Origin of the sequence: Nonomuraea maheshkhaliensis, assembly GCF_039529435.1 — a bacterium.
GTDB lineage: Bacteria > Actinomycetota > Actinomycetes > Streptosporangiales > Streptosporangiaceae > Nonomuraea > Nonomuraea maheshkhaliensis.
This window is the reverse complement of record NZ_BAAAMU010000032.1, coordinates 39,035-54,211: the sequence shown is the minus strand read 5'-3', so window position 1 is coordinate 54,211 and position 15,177 is coordinate 39,035. Positions and strand designations below refer to the sequence as shown.

The window sequence follows — 15,177 nt, the reverse complement described above, 5'->3', positions numbered from 1 at the left end:
CCCAGGCCGCGCCCGGCCCCCCCGCGGGGGGGGGCGCCGCCCGTCCGTGAGAAGCCTGGAGCGCCCGCAGCGCAAGTCAGGTCAGGCTGCGGCGGTCAGGCCGCGGCGCGGATCAGGATGCGGCGCGAAGTCACGCCGCGGTGGGTGTCAGAGGCCGGCGGCGGTGCGCAGGGCCTCGGCGCGGTCGGTGGACTCCCAGGAGAAGCCCTCGCGGCCGAAGTGACCGTAGGCGGCGGTCTCCGAGTAGATCGGCCGCAGCAGGTCGAGGTCGCGGATGATCGCGGCCGGACGCAGGTCGAACACCTGCAGCACCGCGGCCTGGATCTTCTCCACGTCGATCTTCTCGGTGCCGAAGCACTCGACGAACAGGCCCACCGGCTGAGCCTTGCCGATCGCGTACGCCACCTGCACCTCGCACCGGTCGGCGAGCCCGGCCGCGACGACGTTCTTGGCGACCCAGCGCATGGCGTAGGCGGCCGAGCGGTCGACCTTGGACGGGTCCTTGCCGGAGAAGGCGCCGCCACCGTGGCGGGCCATGCCGCCGTAGGTGTCGATGATGATCTTGCGGCCGGTGAGGCCGGCGTCGCCCATCGGCCCGCCGATCTCGAAGCGCCCGGTCGGGTTGACCAGCAGCCGGTAGCCCTCGGTGTCGATCTCGACGTCCTTGAGCACGGGGTCGACCACGTGCTCCTTGATGTCGGGCGTCAGCATCTCCTTGAGGTCGATCTCGGCGGCGTGCTGCGTGGAGACGACCACGGTGTCGAGCCGGACCGGCGTGTCGCCGTCGTACTCGATGGTGACCTGGGTCTTGCCGTCGGGACGCAGGTAGGGGACCGTGCCGGACTTGCGCACCGCGGACAGGCGCTGGGCCAGCCGGTGGGCGAGCGTGATCGGCAGCGGCATCAGCTCGGGGGTCTCGCGGCAGGCGTAGCCGAACATGAGGCCCTGGTCGCCGGCGCCCTGGCGGTCGAGCTCGTCGCCGTCGCCGCCCACGCGGTGCTCGTAGGCGTCGTCGACGCCCTGGGCGATGTCGGGCGACTGCGCGCCGATGGACACCGACACACCACAGGAGGCGCCGTCGAAGCCCTTGTGCGAGGCGTCGTAGCCGATCTCGAGGATCTTCTCCCTGATGACGCCGGGGATGTCGACGTAGGTCTCGGTCGTGACCTCGCCTGCGACGTGGACCTGGCCGGTAGTGATCAGAGTCTCGACGGCGACACGGCTCTTGGGGTCGTCCTTCAGCATGGTGTCGAGAATCGCGTCACTGATCTGGTCAGCGATCTTGTCCGGGTGGCCCTCGGTGACCGACTCGGAGGTGAACAGGCGACGTGACAACTCAGTGGCTCCTCATGCAGCGGCTGCTGACGTATGTAAGGCCCGGGGCGCATGAGCATGCCTGGGCCTCGCCGAAGTCTAGCCCTACCCGGCGCCAGGTCGCGAAACCGTCCACCATCTGACCGCCGTCACAGTTCGGGCAGCGGATCGGGCGGGAGGGTCTCCGGCGCGAACATCTCCGCGTCTGCGGCCGACACCACGGCGGCGTACTCCTCGTCGAACTCGAACACCATCGACCCCAGCTCGATCACGTGGCCGGGCAGGATGGGCCCGAGCCTGGTGTCGCGCGGGAACTCCGCGAACACCGACACGGGCCGATCGGAGCGCAGCGTCCTGGTGGCCAGGACACTGATGGTGGAACCGGTGACCACGATGAGGAAATTCCCCGTTCCCTCCGCGCCTGAACAGAAGGCAGGGAAGACGTAGTGAATCTCCCCTTGGTCTCCGAGCAGCGTCCTACAACGATCCCTGACAGCGGAACCAACCGGCATTCCATCCCCCTTCGACCTAAGTATCCGCAGGCGTCCGGGGGTGTTGCAACAGGTGATCGAGTAATTGGTTATGAACGCTTTGTACGACAGATGGGCGTCGTGTCCAGTATGCGGCATTTGGGGGCGTTTCAGGGGAGGCGGACGGCCACGAGGTCCCAGACCACGTCGGCCAGGTCCTCCTTGGGCCCGAACGGCACCTCGACCGCCTCGCCGCCCGCCACCAGCACGGTGGCCGCGTTGCCCGCGGTGCCGAAGGCCAGCCCCTCCCCCACCTGGTTGACGACCAGGAGGTCGCATCCCTTGCGGGCGAGCTTGGCCTGCCCGTTGGCGAGCACGTCGTGCGTCTCGGCCGCGAACCCGACGATGACCCGCGGCAGCACCGCGCCCGGGCGCTCGGACCCGTTGCCGGCCGCCGGCGCGGCGCGGCGGCGCTCGCCGAGCTCGGCGAGGATGTCGGGGTTCTTGACCAGCCGGATCGCCTCGGGCTCGCCATCGGTCTTCTTGATCTTGGCGTCGTGACGCGTCTCGGGACGGAAGTCGGCGACCGCGGCGGCCATGACCACCACGTCGGCGTCGGCGGAGGCGGCCAGCACGGCCTCGCGCAACTGCGCCGTGGACTCGACCCGCACGATCGCGGCCCCCGCGGGGTCGGGGAGCGCGACGTTGGCCGCGACCAGCGTCACCTCGGCACCTCTGGCGGCGGCCGTCTTGGCGAGGGCGTAACCCTGCAGCCCGGTGGAGCGGTTGCCGATGAAGCGGACGGGGTCGATGGCCTCGCGGGTGCCGCCCGCGGAGACGACGACCTTGCGCCCGGCCAGGTCACGGGGCCGGCCGCGGAGCACGCGCAGGCACGCCTGGAAGATCTCGGCCGGGTCGGGCAGCCGCCCTGGCCCGGTGTCGGCGCCGGTGAGCCGGCCGACCGCCGGGTCGATCACGACGGCCCCGCGCGAGCGGAGCGTCGCGACGTTGGCGCGGGTGGCGGCGTGCTGCCACATCTCGGTGTGCATCGCGGGCGCGAAGACGACCGGGCACGTGGCCGTGAGCAGCGTGTTGGTCAGCAGGTCGCCGGCCAGCCCGTGGGCGGCCCTGGCCAGCACGTCGGCCGTCGCGGGCGCCACCACGACGAGGTCGGCCCCCTTGCCGATCCGCACGTGGGGCACCTCGTGGACGTCGTCCCACACCTCCGCCGACACGGGGTTGCCCGACAGGGCGGCCCAGGTGGGCGCGCCCACGAACTTCAGGGCCTCGCGGGTCGGGACGACCCGCACCTCGTGGCCGGACTCGGTGAACAGGCGCAGCAGCTCACACGCCTTGTACGCGGCGATGCCGCCGCTGACGCCCAGGACGACCTTCATCGAAGGGGTCAGACCGCGCCTTCGATGGGCTCGGCGTTGAGCAGGCCCTCGGAGACCTCGCGCAGCGCGATGGACAGCGGCTTCTCCTGAGCGTGCGTCTCGACCAGCGGCCCGACGTATTCGAGCAGGCCCTCGCCGAGCTGGGAGTAGTAGGCGTTGATCTGGCGGGCGCGCTTGGCACCCATGATCACCAGGGAGTATTTGCTGTCGACGATGTCGAGCAGCGCGTCGATCGGCGGGTTGGTGATGCCCTCCGCGGCCGGGGTGGTGCCTGCCACGATGTCAGACCTCTCGGTTGGTGGTTGTCGTGACCCCCTGAGGGTCAGTCATCAAGGCTATCAGGCGATGACACACGTCTTGGACGCTCGTGTTGACCAAGGTGAGGTCGAACTCGTTCTCGGCCGCCATCTCGACCCGCCCGGCCTCCAGCCGGCGCGCGATGACGTCTTCGGGCTCGGTGCCGCGTCCGCGCAGCCGCTTCTCCAGCTCTTCCCAGCTGGGCGGGGCCAGGAAGACCAGCAGCGCCTCCGGCATGCTGGCCCGCACCTGGCGGGCGCCTTCGAGGTCGATCTCCAGCAGGGTCGGTACGCCGCCGGCGAGCTTCTTCAGCACCGGCTCGCGCGGCGTGCCGTAGCGGTTGCCGGCGAACTCCGCCCACTCCAGCAGTTCGCCGCTCTCGACCAGCCGGTCGAACTCCTCGCCGTCGACGAAGAAGTAGTGGACCCCGTTGACCTCGCCGGGCCGGGGTCTCCTGGTGGTCACCGAGACCGACAGCCACACCTCGGGGTGTGCCCGCCGGAGCTCGGCGACTACCGTGGACTTACCGACGCCCGACGGTCCGGACAGGACCGTCAGGCGCTTGTCTCTCAGGGGTGGGAAGCCGACCTCCGTTCCGGGTCCGACCGCCTCGTGGGCACTGACATCGCCGGACCAGGACCTGTCGGTCACTTCCTACCCCCCGTTGAACCCGCGCTTTCCTGTGGAACAGAGATTAGCTCTCGTTGCCACCGAACTCGCGCTCGAGGGAGGCCCTCTGGTTCGCACCGAGACCCCGCACGCGGCGGGACTCGGCGATGGCGAGCCGCTCCATGAGCTGCTTGGCGCGGACCTTGCCCACGCCGGGGAGCGATTCCAACAAAGCCGACACCTTCATCTTGCCGATGACGTCGTCGGTCTGCCCATCCTTGAGCACCTCAGCCAGAGAAACCGCGCCATGCTTGAGCCGGTTCTTGACCTCGGCACGCTCTTTACGGGCCTTGGCAGCCTTCTCCAGGGCTGCGGCGCGCTGCTCAGGGGTCAGGGGAGGAAGAGCCACGCCGGGTCACCTCGAATTTCTGTCGATGTACTCGGACGGGAAGGGAAACTAGCTGGTCATCGCCCCCTAAGCAACGTCAAGAGCGGTTTCTCTCCCCACAAAATCCACTTCATCACTCTCCGTAAGCGTAAAATCACCTTCTGCTGATCAAATCGCCCTCACATCCGCCTTCACGCGTCGGCTCGCGCCGATGTCGCGAAACGCAACGATGATCACCTTTCCGGCACCGGCCGATGTCCGAAACCCGGCCCGCACCAGGGCCGAAACCAGATCGTCCAAGGGTGCGCGGCGGCCCGCACGGATGCATTATGATCTTGTGAGCGGCGCGTCGCGAGCGTGTCGCACGCGGCGCCGCGTCACGGTCTCCGCGCGCGACCGGACGCCACCACCCCGTGTCGCGGCGTTCACCGTGCGTCCGGCCACCCGCCTCGTCGCACCGGGACGTTCACCGCACGGCCGGCCGCTCGCCACGCCCCCCTCGTGGCGACGCGCACCGGAGCCGGCGGGTCGCCAGGAGACGCCGCGTCGGAAGCCGCGGCGTCAGACAGGCGGCGTGTCAGGAGCGACGTGTCAGGAGGCGCGGCGCAGGGAGGCGGCGATGGGGGCGGCGGCCGCGCCCGGATCGGGCGAGCCCGTGATCGGCCGTCCGATGACGAGCAGGTCCGCCCCGTCGGCCAGGGCCTGCTCCGGCGTGGCCACGCGCATCTGGTCCTGCGTGGCGGCCCCGACGGGGCGCACGCCGGGCGTGATGAGCGTGATCCCGTCGCCGACCTCCGACCGTACGGCGGAGACCTCGTTGGGCGAGCACACCAGGGCCGTCGCGCCCGCCTCGACCGACAGCGCTGCCAATCGGCGTACGGCGTCCTCGGCGGGGCCGGCCAGCCCGATGCGCTCCAGGTCGCCCTCCGTCAGCGAGGTCAGGATGGTCACGGCGGCGATCTGGGTGTGCGGGGCGGACTCGACGGCGGCCCTGATCATGGCGGGCCCGCCGGCGGCGTGCACGGTGAGGATCGCGGGCCGCAGCCGGGCCACGGCACGCGCGGCGCCGGCGACGGTGTTGGGGATGTCGTGCAGCTTGAGGTCGAGGAACACGCGCACGCCGCTGGCCCCCCGCACGGAGGCGATCACGTCGGGGCCGTAGCGCAGGTAGAGCTCCAGGCCCACCTTGACCGTGCTGACGTGGGGGGTGACCAGGGAGGCCCAGCGGGCGGCGGTCTCCAGGTCGGGGGCGTCGAGAGCGACGGCGATGGGTGCGGTGGTCAAGACGTGCTCTCCTGGCGTTCGGTGGTCAATGCGTGCTCCCTGATGACAGGCCCCGGCGTGCGGGGGTCAAGGCGTGCTCTCCTCGGTGTCGACCAGCAGGTGCCGGGGCGCGCTGCCCGGCGGGCGGTGCGCCAGGCCGACGGCGTCGGCCAGCCGCTGGAAGCCGCGGGCCCGCAGCAGGTCCTCAAGCTCGCGCTCGATGCGCAGGCAGGCGTAGGGGTCGTGGAACAGCGCCGTGCCGACTCCGACCGCGCAGGCCCCGGCCAGGACCAGCTGGAAGGCGTCCCTGCCGCTCATCACGCCGCCGATGCCGATCAGCGGCACTCCGGGCAGGGCGGCGTGGACCTGCCACACGCACCGTACGGCCAGCGGCAGGATGGCCGGCCCGGACAGCCCGCCGGTGACGGCGGCGAGCGAGGGCCGCAGCGCCTCGGTGTCGATGGCCATGCCGAGCGGGTTGTTGATCATGGACAGGGCGTCGGCCCCCGCGTCCACGCAGGCGCGGGCCACGGAGACGATGTCGGCCACGTCGGGCGCGAGCTTGGCGACGACGGGCACGTCGTAGCGCATGATGGAGCGTACGGAGGCGATGACCTCGGCGGCGGCGCTGCCCTCGCGGGCGAAGACGCGCCCCCGGTCCTCCATGTTGGGGCAGGAGAGGTTGACCTCCAGCGCGGTCACCCCGGGCGCGTCGGCGAGCCTGCGGGCCAGCTCGGAGTATTCGGCGACGGTGCCGCCGCCGATGGAGACGATGGTCTTGATGCCGCGCTGGGCCAGCCAGGGCAGCTCGCGCTCCAGGAACGCGTCGATGCCCGGCCCCTGGAGGCCGACGGCGTTGAGCATGCCGGAGGGCGTCTCGGCCATGCGCGGCGTGGGCCGGCCCGCGCGCGGCGCCATGGTGATCGAGCGGGTGGTCAGGGCGCCGAGCCGGTGCAGGTCGAAGAACTGGGCCAGCTCGCGCCCCGACGAGGCGCAGCCGGCGGCGGTGGTGATGGGGTTCGCCAGCTCCACGTGCGCCAGAAAAGTCCGCATATCAACTGACATGTCGTGCACCGCCTCCGGGGGCGCCGAGCGCGTCGAACGGGATCGTTCCCACGTCCTCGAAGCGCACCCGCTCCCCCCGGAACACCGGCCCCTCCGCGCACGCCCTGACCATCCTGGTCGCCCCGTCGTCCCCGATGACGGGCAGCACGCACGTCATGCACACCCCGATACCGCAGGCCATCGACTCCTCGACGGCCACCTGCACCGGGATGTCGAACTCCATCGCCACCGCCGTCACCGCCCGCAGCGTCGCCATGGGCGCGCACGCGTAGACGGCGTCGGCCCGCGTGTCGGCGATCACCGCGGGCAGCGCGTCGGTGACCGTGCCGCGCAGCCCCAGTGAGCCGTCCTCGGTGGTCAGCGTGGTCGTCTCGGCCATCCTTCTCGCCCGCATCGCCCCGAACACCCGTTCGGCCCCGCTGCCGCCGAGCACGAAGTCGACCCGGCAGCCCCGCTCCAGCAGCGCGTCGGCCAGCGGGAAGAGCACGGCGGAGCCGTACTCGGCGCCGACCAGCACGCAGTGGACGGGGTCGCGCGGCAGCGGGAAGGGACGCCCGAGCGGCCCGACCAGGTCGAGCGTGTCACGGGCGCGCCGGTCGGCCAGCCAGGCCGTGCCGGGGCCGCGGGTGGTGAAGACGAGTTCGACCGTGCCGCCGTAGTCGGCCTTCACGTCGTGGATGGACAGCGCGCGGCGCGTCACCATCGACGTGTGGGCCCCTCCGACGGCCACGGAGACGAAGTGGCCGGGACGGTAACGCTCGGCGATGCCGGGCGCCACCACCGTCAGCGCATGGTAGGCGTCGACCCGGCGCGTCGTCAGCACCGTGCCCGTCACCTGCACCGGTGTGCCGGCCAGTCGTCTTCACCTCCCGTGCGGGGTCAGCCCCGGAGTGCCTGAGCGTGCTCTTGCAGGGACCGCACGCCGATGTCGCCGCGCACGATCGCCTGGATGCCGGCCGCGGCGGCGGCGAGCCCCGAGACCGTGGTGATGCACGGGATGCCCCGCAGCACCGCGGCCGTGCGGATGTCGTAGCCGTCGAGCCGCGGCCCCGACTGGCCAGGGCTGCCGAAGGGCGTGTTGACGATCAGGTCGACCTCGCCGTCCAGAATGGCCTGCACGCTCGTCGGCTCACCTCCTGGACCCGTCCCCTCGCTGTGCTTTCGCACGATCTTGGCATGGACGCCGTTGCGGCGCAGCACCTCGGCGGTGCCCTCGGTGGCGAGGATCTCGAACCCGAGGTCCGCCAGTGCCTTCACAGGGAAGATCATCGCACGCTTGTCCCTGTTGGCCACGGATACGAACGCGCGTCCCTTGATCGGAAGCCGGCCGTAGGCGGCCGCCTGGGACTTGGCGAACGCGATCCCGAAGAACTCGTCGATGCCCATGACCTCGCCGGTCGAGCGCATCTCGGGCCCGAGCACGGTGTCGACGCCGCGGAACCGGTTGAACGGCAGCACGGCCTCCTTGACCGCGATGGAGGCGTCGAGCGGCAGCGTGCCGCCGTCGCCGGAGGCGGGCAGCATGCCCTCCTCGCGCAGCGAGGCGATCGACGCGCCGAGCATCACCCTGGCCGCCGCCTTGGCCAGCGGCACCGCCGTGGCCTTGGACACGAACGGCACCGTACGGCTGGCGCGCGGGTTGGCCTCCAGGACGTACAGGACGCCGGCCGACATGGCGTACTGGACGTTGAGCAGCCCGCGCACGCCCACCCCTGAGGCGATGGCCTCGGTGGCGGCGCGGATGGCCTTGATGTCGGCGCTGCCGAGCGTGATGGGCGGCAGGGCGCAGGCGGAGTCGCCGGAGTGGATGCCGGCCTCCTCGATGTGCTCCATGACGCCGCCCAGGTAGAGCTCGGTGCCGTCGTAGAGGGCGTCCACGTCGATCTCGATGGCCTCGTCGAGGAACTTGTCGACCAGCACCGGGTGGCCGCCCTCCTGGGCCGCCATGTAGGTGGTGAGCGTCTCCTCGTCGTACACGATGGCCATGCCGGCCCCGCCGAGCACGTAGGAGGGGCGGACGAGCACGGGGTAGCCGATCTCGGCGGCGATCTCGTGGGCCTCGCCGACGGTCACGGCGGTGCCGTGCTTGGGCGCGGGCAGGCCCGCCTCGGCCAGCACCCGCCCGAACGCGCCGCGCTCCTCTGCCAGGTGGATCGACTCGGGCGAGGTGCCGACGACGGGCACGCCCGCGTCCTTCAGCGCCTGCGCCAGGCCCAGCGGCGTCTGCCCGCCGAGCTGAACGATCACGCCGGCGACCGGCCCGGTCTGCTGCTCGGCGTGCACGACCTCCAGGACGTCCTCCAGCGTGAGCGGCTCGAAGTAGAGCCGGTCGGAGGTGTCGTAGTCGGTGGAGACGGTCTCGGGGTTGCAGTTGACCATGACGGTCTCGAACCCGGCCCGCGACAGCTCGAACGAGGCGTGCACGCAGGCGTAGTCGAACTCGATGCCCTGCCCGATGCGGTTGGGCCCGGAGCCGAGGATGATGACCTTCTGCCGGTCGCCGCCGGGGACCTCGTTCTCCTCGTCGTAGGTGGAGTAGAGGTAGGGCGTCCTGGCGGCGAACTCGGCCGCGCACGTGTCGACGGTGTTGTAGACGGGACGCAGCCCGAGCGCGTGCCGCAGGTCGCGCACCCTGGCCTCGTCGATGCCGCGCAGCTCGCCGATCTGCACGTCGCTGAACCCGAGGTGCTTGGCCCGCTCCAGCACCTCGGCGGTCAGCTCGTCGGCCGCTGCCACGGCCCCGGCCTCCTCGTCGAGCAGGAAGAGCTGGTCGATGAACCACGGGTCGACGCTGGTGGCCGCGAACAGCTCGTCGGGCGTGGCGCCGGCCCTGATGGCCTGCTGCATCGTGCGCAGCCGCCCGTCGTGCGGGGTCCTGCACGCCTCCAGCAAGTCGTCCTTGGCCGCCACGTCGCCGGCCCAGGAGAAGGAGGAGTCCTTCTTCTCCAGCGAGCGCAGCGCCTTCTGCAGCGCCTCGGGGAAGGAGCGGCCGATGGCCATGGCCTCGCCGACGGACTTCATGTGCGTGGTGAGCGTCTGGTCGGCGCCCCTGAACTTCTCGAACGCGAAGCGCGGCACCTTCACCACGATGTAGTCGAGCGTCGGCTCGAAGGAGGCCGGCGTCTCCTTGGTGATGTCGTTGGGGATCTCGTCGAGGGTGTAGCCGATGGCCAGCTTGGCCGCGATCTTCGCGATCGGGAAGCCGGTGGCCTTGGAGGCCAGCGCGGAGGATCGCGACACGCGCGGGTTCATCTCGATGACGATCATGCGGCCGGTGCGCGGGTCCACCGCGAACTGGATGTTGCAGCCGCCGGTGTCGACGCCGACCTCGCGGATGACCGCGATGGCGACGTCGCGCATGTTCTGGTATTCGCGGTCGGTCAGGGTCAGCGCGGGCGCGACGGTGACGCTGTCGCCGGTGTGGACGCCCATCGGGTCGATGTTCTCGATGGAGCAGACGATGACGACGTTGTCGGCCTTGTCGCGCATGACCTCCAGCTCGTATTCCTTCCAGCCGAGGATCGACTCCTCCAGGAGCACCTCGGTGGTCGGGGAGGCGTCGAGCCCGGCGCCCGCGATGCGCCGCAGGCCCTCCTCGTCGTAGGCGAAGCCGGAGCCGGCCCCGCCCATGGTGAACGAGGGCCGCACGACCACGGGGTAGCCCAGCTCGGCCGCGCCGGCCAGGCACTCGTCCATGGTGTGGCAGATGACGGACTTGGCCGACTCGGCGTTGAGCCCGTGCTCGCGGGCGACCTTGGCGACGATCTCCTTGAACAGCTCGCGGTTCTCGCCCGCCTGGATGGCGTCGAAGTCGGCGCCGATGAGCTCGACCTCGTACTTGTCGAGCACGCCCGACTCGTGCAGGGCCACGGCGGTGTTGAGCGCGGTCTGGCCGCCCAGCGTGGGCAGCAGCGCGTCGGGGCGCTCCTTGGCGATGATCTTCTCGACGAACTCGGGGGTGATCGGCTCGACGTACGTGGCGTCGGCGAACTCGGGGTCCGTCATGATCGTCGCCGGGTTGCTGTTGACCAGGACGACGCGGAAGCCCTCGTCCCGCAGCACGCGGCACGCCTGGGTGCCGGAGTAGTCGAACTCGCACGCCTGTCCGATCACGATCGGCCCCGAGCCGATGACCAGGACGGACCTGATGTCCTCACGCTTGGGCACGGCTCAAGACCTCACAGAAGTGGTCGGGTTCGGATGCTGCGCGGCCTCGCCGCGCGCGGCCGCCATCACCGCGCAGAACTCGTCGAAGAGGTAGGCGGCGTCGTGGGGGCCCGCGGCGGCCTCAGGGTGGTACTGGACGCTGAAGGCCCGCCCGCTGAGCAGGCGCAGCCCCTCCACGCAGCGGTCGTTGAGGTTGACGTGGCTGACCTCGGCCGGCCCGTAGGGGGTCTCGAACGGCCCGTCGAGCGGCGCCTCCACGGCGAACCCGTGGTTGTGCGCCGAGATCTCCACCTTGCCGGTCCGCACGTCCTGGACAGGCTGGTTGACGCCCCGGTGGCCGTAACGCAGCTTGTACGTCGAGAGCCCGAGCGCCCGCCCGAACAGCTGGTTGCCGAAGCAGATGCCGAAGAACGGCACCCCGGCCTCCAGCACCTTCCGCAGCGCGGTGACGTCGGCCGTGGCCGGGTCGCCCGGCCCGTTGGACAGGAACACGCCGTCGGGCGAGACGGCCATGATCTGCTCGAAGGTGGCGCCGGCGGGCAGCACGTGCACCTCGCAGCCGCGCTCGGCCATCCGATGCGGCGTCATGCCCTTGATGCCCAGGTCCACGGCGGCGACGGTGAACCGCCTGTCGCCGATGGCGGGGACCACGTAGGTCTCCTCGGTGGCGACCTCGCCGGCCAGGTCGGCGCCCTCCATGCGGGGCGACTCGCGGACCAGCTCGACCAGCTCCTCGACCGGCGCCGAGGGCGCGCTGAAGATGCCGGCCCGCATGGCGCCGCGCTCGCGCAGGTGGCGGGTGAGCGCTCGGGTGCCGGGGATCGCGATGCCGACGACGCCCTGCTCCTTGAGGTAGTCGTCGAGCGAGCGGTTGGCGCGCCAGTTGGAGACGACGCGGGACGGCTCGCGCACGACGTAGCCGGCCACCCAGACGCGGCCCGACTCGGGGTCCTCGTCGTTGACGCCGGTGTTGCCGATGTGTGGCGCCGTCATGGCGACGATCTGCCGGTGGTAGGAGGGGTCGGTCAGGGTCTCCTGGTAGCCGGTCATGCCGGTGTTGAAGACCATCTCGCCGAACGTCTCGCCTTCGGCTCCGTACGGGGTTCCGTGGAAGACGCGGCCGTCTTCCAGGACGAGCAGCGCTGTGTTCAAACCAGCTTCCCTTCGAGAACGGTCGGCCTGCCGCGCAGGAACGTGGCCACCACCCGGCCGGGCAGCGTCATCCCCTCGTAGGGGGTGTTCCTGCTCTTGGAGGCGAAGGCGGCGGGGTCGACCTTCGTGCGTACGGACGGGTCGTAGAGGGTGAGGTTGGCGGGCGCGCCCACCTCGATCGGGCGGCCGTGGCCGCTGAGCCGGCCGATGCGGGCGGGGGCCGCGGACATGCGGTCGGCGACGCCCGCCCAGTCGAGCAGGCCCGTCTCGACCATGGCCTCCTGGACCACGCTGAGCGCGGTCTCCAGGCCGACCATGCCCATGGCCGCGGCCGACCACTCGGTCTCCTTGTCCTCGACCGGGTGGGGCGCGTGGTCGGTGGCCACGACGTCGATCGTGCCGTCGGCCAGCGCGGCGCGCAGCGCCTCGACGTCGGCGCGGGTGCGCAGCGGCGGGTTGACCTTGTAGATCGGGTTGTAGGCGCCCACCGGCGACTCCTCGACGAGGTCGTCGGTGAGCAGCAGGTGGTGCGGGGTGACCTCGGCCGTGACGTTCCAGCCCTTGGACTTGGCCCAGCGCAGGATCTCGACGGAGCCGGCCGTGGAGACGTGGCAGACGTGCAGCCGGGAGCCGACGTGGGCGGCCAGGAGGCAGTCTCGGGCGATGATCGCCTCTTCGGCGACGGCGGGCCAGCCGGTCAGGCCGAGCCGGCCGGACACGACGCCCTCGTTCATCTGGGCGCCGGAGGTGAGCCTGGGCTCCTGGGCGTGCTGGGCGATGACGCCGTCGAACGCCTTGACGTATTCGAGGGCGCGGCGCATGAGCACGGCGTCGTCCACGCACTTGCCGTCGTCGGAGAAGACGCGCACGCGGGCGGCGGAGTCGGCCATCGCACCCAGCTCGGCCAGCTGCCTGCCCTCCAGGCCGACGGTGACGGCGCCGACCGGGTGCACGTCGCAGTGGGCGAACTCGCGGCCGAGCCGCCACACCTGCTCGACCACGCCGGCGGTGTCGGCGACGGGCGAGGTGTTGGCCATGGCGTGCACGGCGGTGTAGCCGCCGCGGGCGGCGGACTGGGTGCCGGTCTGGACGGTCTCGGCGTCCTCGCGGCCGGGCTCGCGCAGGTGGGTGTGCAGGTCCACGAGCCCGGGCAGCACGATCGCGCCCTGGGCGTCCACGACGTCGCCGGCCGTTCCGGCCGTGCCCGGCCCGATCTCGGCGATGACGCCGCCGTCGATCCGGATGTCGACGGGCTCCCCGCCGAGGATCCTGACATTCGCTATGTTCACGCGTTCTCTCCCCCGAGCAGCAGGTACAGGACGGCCATGCGGATGGTCACGCCGTTGGCGACCTGCTCGACGATCGTGGACCGGGCCGAGTCGGCCACCTCGGCCGCGATCTCCATGCCCCGGTTCATCGGCCCGGGGTGCATGACGATCGCGTCGTCGGGCATCTTGGCGAACCGGTCGCGGTCGAGGCCGTAGCGGCGGGAGTATTCGCGGGCGCTGGGGAAGTACGCGGCGTTCATCCGCTCCTTCTGCACCCGCAGCATCATCACCACGTCGGACTTGGGCAGCACGGCGTCGAAGTCGTAGGAGACCTCGCACGGCCAGGTGCCGATCGAGACCGGCAGCAGCGTGGGCGGCGCGACGAGGGTGACCTGGGCTCCGAGTGTGTGCAGCAGCAGCACGTTGGAGCGGGCGACACGGCTGTGCAGCACGTCGCCGACGATGGTGACGCTGCGCCCTTCCAGGTTGCCCAGGCGCCGGCGCATGGAGAAGGCGTCGAGCAGCGCCTGGGTGGGGTGCTCGTGGGTGCCGTCGCCGGCGTTGACGACGCTGCCGTGCACCCAGTTGGCCAGGCGGTGCGGCGCGCCGGAGGCGCTGTGGCGGATGACGACCGCGTCGGCGCCCATGGCCTCCAGGGTGAGAGCGGTGTCCTTGAGCGACTCGCCCTTGGAGACGCTCGACCCCTTGGCGGAGAAGTTGATCACGTCGGCGGACATCCGCTTGGCCGCCGCCTCGAACGAGATCCTGGTGCGGGTGGAGTCCTCGAAGAACAGGTTGACCACCGTGCGCCCGCGCAGCGTCGGCAGTTTCTTGATGGAACGTTCCGAGACCCTGGCCAGCTCCTCGGCGGTGTCGAGGATGAGCAGGGCGTCGTCCTTGGCCAGGTCACCGGCCGAGATGAGGTGCCGCTTCACTTGGTGTCCCCCTTCATGAGCAGGACGGCGTCGCGGCCGTCGATCTCGTTCAGGTAGACCTTGACCTTCTCGCTCTTGGCGGTGGGGAGGTTCTTCCCGACGTAGTCGGCGCGGATGGGCAGCTCGCGGTGGCCGCGGTCGACCAGGGTGGCGAGCTGCACGGCGGTGGGGCGGCCGAGGTCGTTGAGCGCGTCGAGCGCGGCCCGCACGGTGCGGCCGGAGTAGAGGACGTCGTCGACGAGCACGACGACCCTGCCGTCGATGCCGTCGGGCGGCAGCTCGGTGGGGCCTAGCGGGCGGACGGGGCCGCGCCGCAGGTCGTCGCGGTACATGGTGATGTCGATCGAACCGATGGGGATCTTGCGGCCTTCGAACTGCTCGATGCGGTCGCCGAGCCGGCGGGCCAGCGTCGCGCCGCGCGTGGGGATGCCGAGCAGGACCACGTCGTCGGCGCCCTTGGTGCGTTCGAGGATCTCGTGCGCGATCCGGGTCAGCGCCCGATGGATGTCGGGTGCCTCCAGCACGGCCCTGGAGTCGTGCCCGGGCTGTGGTGCGGAGGACGGCCCCCGGGAATCGGGGCCTCTGGAATCGGACATGGCGAATCTCACCACCTTTCCCGCCTCACGGGACGGGTCTTAAAAGGGTGTCGGTCGGGACACACAGTACCAGGGGCTACCAGCCACGATGCGTGACCCCCGCCGCGACCGCACGGGGAGCGACCGTCCGGTCGCCGGTTCAGCCGATGGCCTCGATCAGGTAATTTCCCGGGCCGCCACGCTGCCGTCGTGGTGTCGGCGCGGCGCCGGCGGGGCAGGTCAGACGCGCGCGAGGCGGGGGCTGGCGCGTGATTTA

14 protein-coding genes are annotated in these 15,177 nt (G+C 71.1%); all 14 read right to left on the bottom strand.

Annotation, left to right across the window (positions count from 1 at the left end; all coding sequences use genetic code 11):
- Positions 1–147: 147 nt before the first annotated feature.
- Complete coding sequence (gene metK / locus ABFX54_RS22520) at positions 148–1,335, bottom strand: methionine adenosyltransferase (protein WP_346107718.1); 1,188 nt, start codon at positions 1,333–1,335, stop codon at positions 148–150.
- A gap of 128 nt (positions 1,336–1,463) precedes the next feature.
- On the bottom strand, positions 1,464–1,706 hold the full coding sequence (locus tag ABFX54_RS22515) for a hypothetical protein (protein ID WP_346107716.1): 243 nt from the start codon (positions 1,704–1,706) through the stop codon (positions 1,464–1,466).
- A 248-nt stretch (positions 1,707–1,954) separates the two neighbouring features.
- On the bottom strand, positions 1,955–3,181 hold the full coding sequence (gene coaBC / locus ABFX54_RS22510) for a bifunctional phosphopantothenoylcysteine decarboxylase/phosphopantothenate--cysteine ligase CoaBC (RefSeq protein ID WP_346107714.1): 1,227 nt from the start codon (positions 3,179–3,181) through the stop codon (positions 1,955–1,957).
- A gap of 8 nt (positions 3,182–3,189) precedes the next feature.
- Positions 3,190–3,459: a DNA-directed RNA polymerase subunit omega gene (gene rpoZ / locus ABFX54_RS22505; protein ID WP_043638590.1), complete on the bottom strand. Its 270-nt coding sequence runs from the start codon at positions 3,457–3,459 to the stop codon at positions 3,190–3,192.
- A 4-nt stretch (positions 3,460–3,463) separates the two neighbouring features.
- Complete coding sequence (gene gmk / locus ABFX54_RS22500) at positions 3,464–4,051, bottom strand: guanylate kinase (RefSeq protein ID WP_346107778.1); 588 nt, start codon at positions 4,049–4,051, stop codon at positions 3,464–3,466.
- Between the two features lie 121 nt (positions 4,052–4,172).
- Complete coding sequence (mihF, locus tag ABFX54_RS22495) at positions 4,173–4,496, bottom strand: integration host factor, actinobacterial type (protein ID WP_020541698.1); 324 nt, start codon at positions 4,494–4,496, stop codon at positions 4,173–4,175.
- A 570-nt stretch (positions 4,497–5,066) separates the two neighbouring features.
- Positions 5,067–5,759: an orotidine-5'-phosphate decarboxylase gene (pyrF, locus tag ABFX54_RS22490; protein WP_346107711.1), complete on the bottom strand. Its 693-nt coding sequence runs from the start codon at positions 5,757–5,759 to the stop codon at positions 5,067–5,069.
- Between the two features lie 66 nt (positions 5,760–5,825).
- Positions 5,826–6,803, bottom strand: coding sequence for a dihydroorotate dehydrogenase (locus ABFX54_RS22485; RefSeq protein WP_106244887.1), 978 nt, complete (start codon positions 6,801–6,803; stop codon positions 5,826–5,828).
- Positions 6,793–7,644, bottom strand: a complete 852-nt coding sequence (locus tag ABFX54_RS22480) for a dihydroorotate dehydrogenase electron transfer subunit (RefSeq protein ID WP_346107709.1) — start codon at positions 7,642–7,644, stop codon at positions 6,793–6,795. The genes ABFX54_RS22485 and ABFX54_RS22480 overlap by 11 nt, the downstream gene beginning before the upstream one ends.
- A 38-nt stretch (positions 7,645–7,682) precedes the next feature.
- A complete protein-coding gene (gene carB / locus ABFX54_RS22475) occupies positions 7,683–10,970 on the bottom strand; it encodes a carbamoyl-phosphate synthase large subunit (RefSeq protein ID WP_346107707.1) in 3,288 nt (1,095 codons plus the stop codon).
- Between the two features lie 3 nt (positions 10,971–10,973).
- Entirely contained in the window at positions 10,974–12,122 is a 1,149-nt protein-coding gene (gene carA, locus ABFX54_RS22470) for a glutamine-hydrolyzing carbamoyl-phosphate synthase small subunit (protein ID WP_346107705.1), read from the bottom strand.
- A complete protein-coding gene (locus tag ABFX54_RS22465; protein ID WP_346107703.1) occupies positions 12,119–13,411 on the bottom strand; it encodes a dihydroorotase in 1,293 nt (430 codons plus the stop codon). The genes carA and ABFX54_RS22465 overlap by 4 nt, the downstream gene beginning before the upstream one ends.
- Positions 13,408–14,325, bottom strand: a complete 918-nt coding sequence (locus ABFX54_RS22460) for an aspartate carbamoyltransferase catalytic subunit (RefSeq protein ID WP_346107702.1) — start codon at positions 14,323–14,325, stop codon at positions 13,408–13,410. Before ABFX54_RS22460 ends, ABFX54_RS22465 begins: the two co-directional genes overlap by 4 nt.
- On the bottom strand, positions 14,322–14,921 hold the full coding sequence (gene pyrR, locus ABFX54_RS22455; RefSeq protein WP_346107700.1) for a bifunctional pyr operon transcriptional regulator/uracil phosphoribosyltransferase PyrR: 600 nt from the start codon (positions 14,919–14,921) through the stop codon (positions 14,322–14,324). The genes ABFX54_RS22460 and pyrR overlap by 4 nt, the downstream gene beginning before the upstream one ends.
- Between the last annotated feature and the right edge of the window lie 256 nt (positions 14,922–15,177).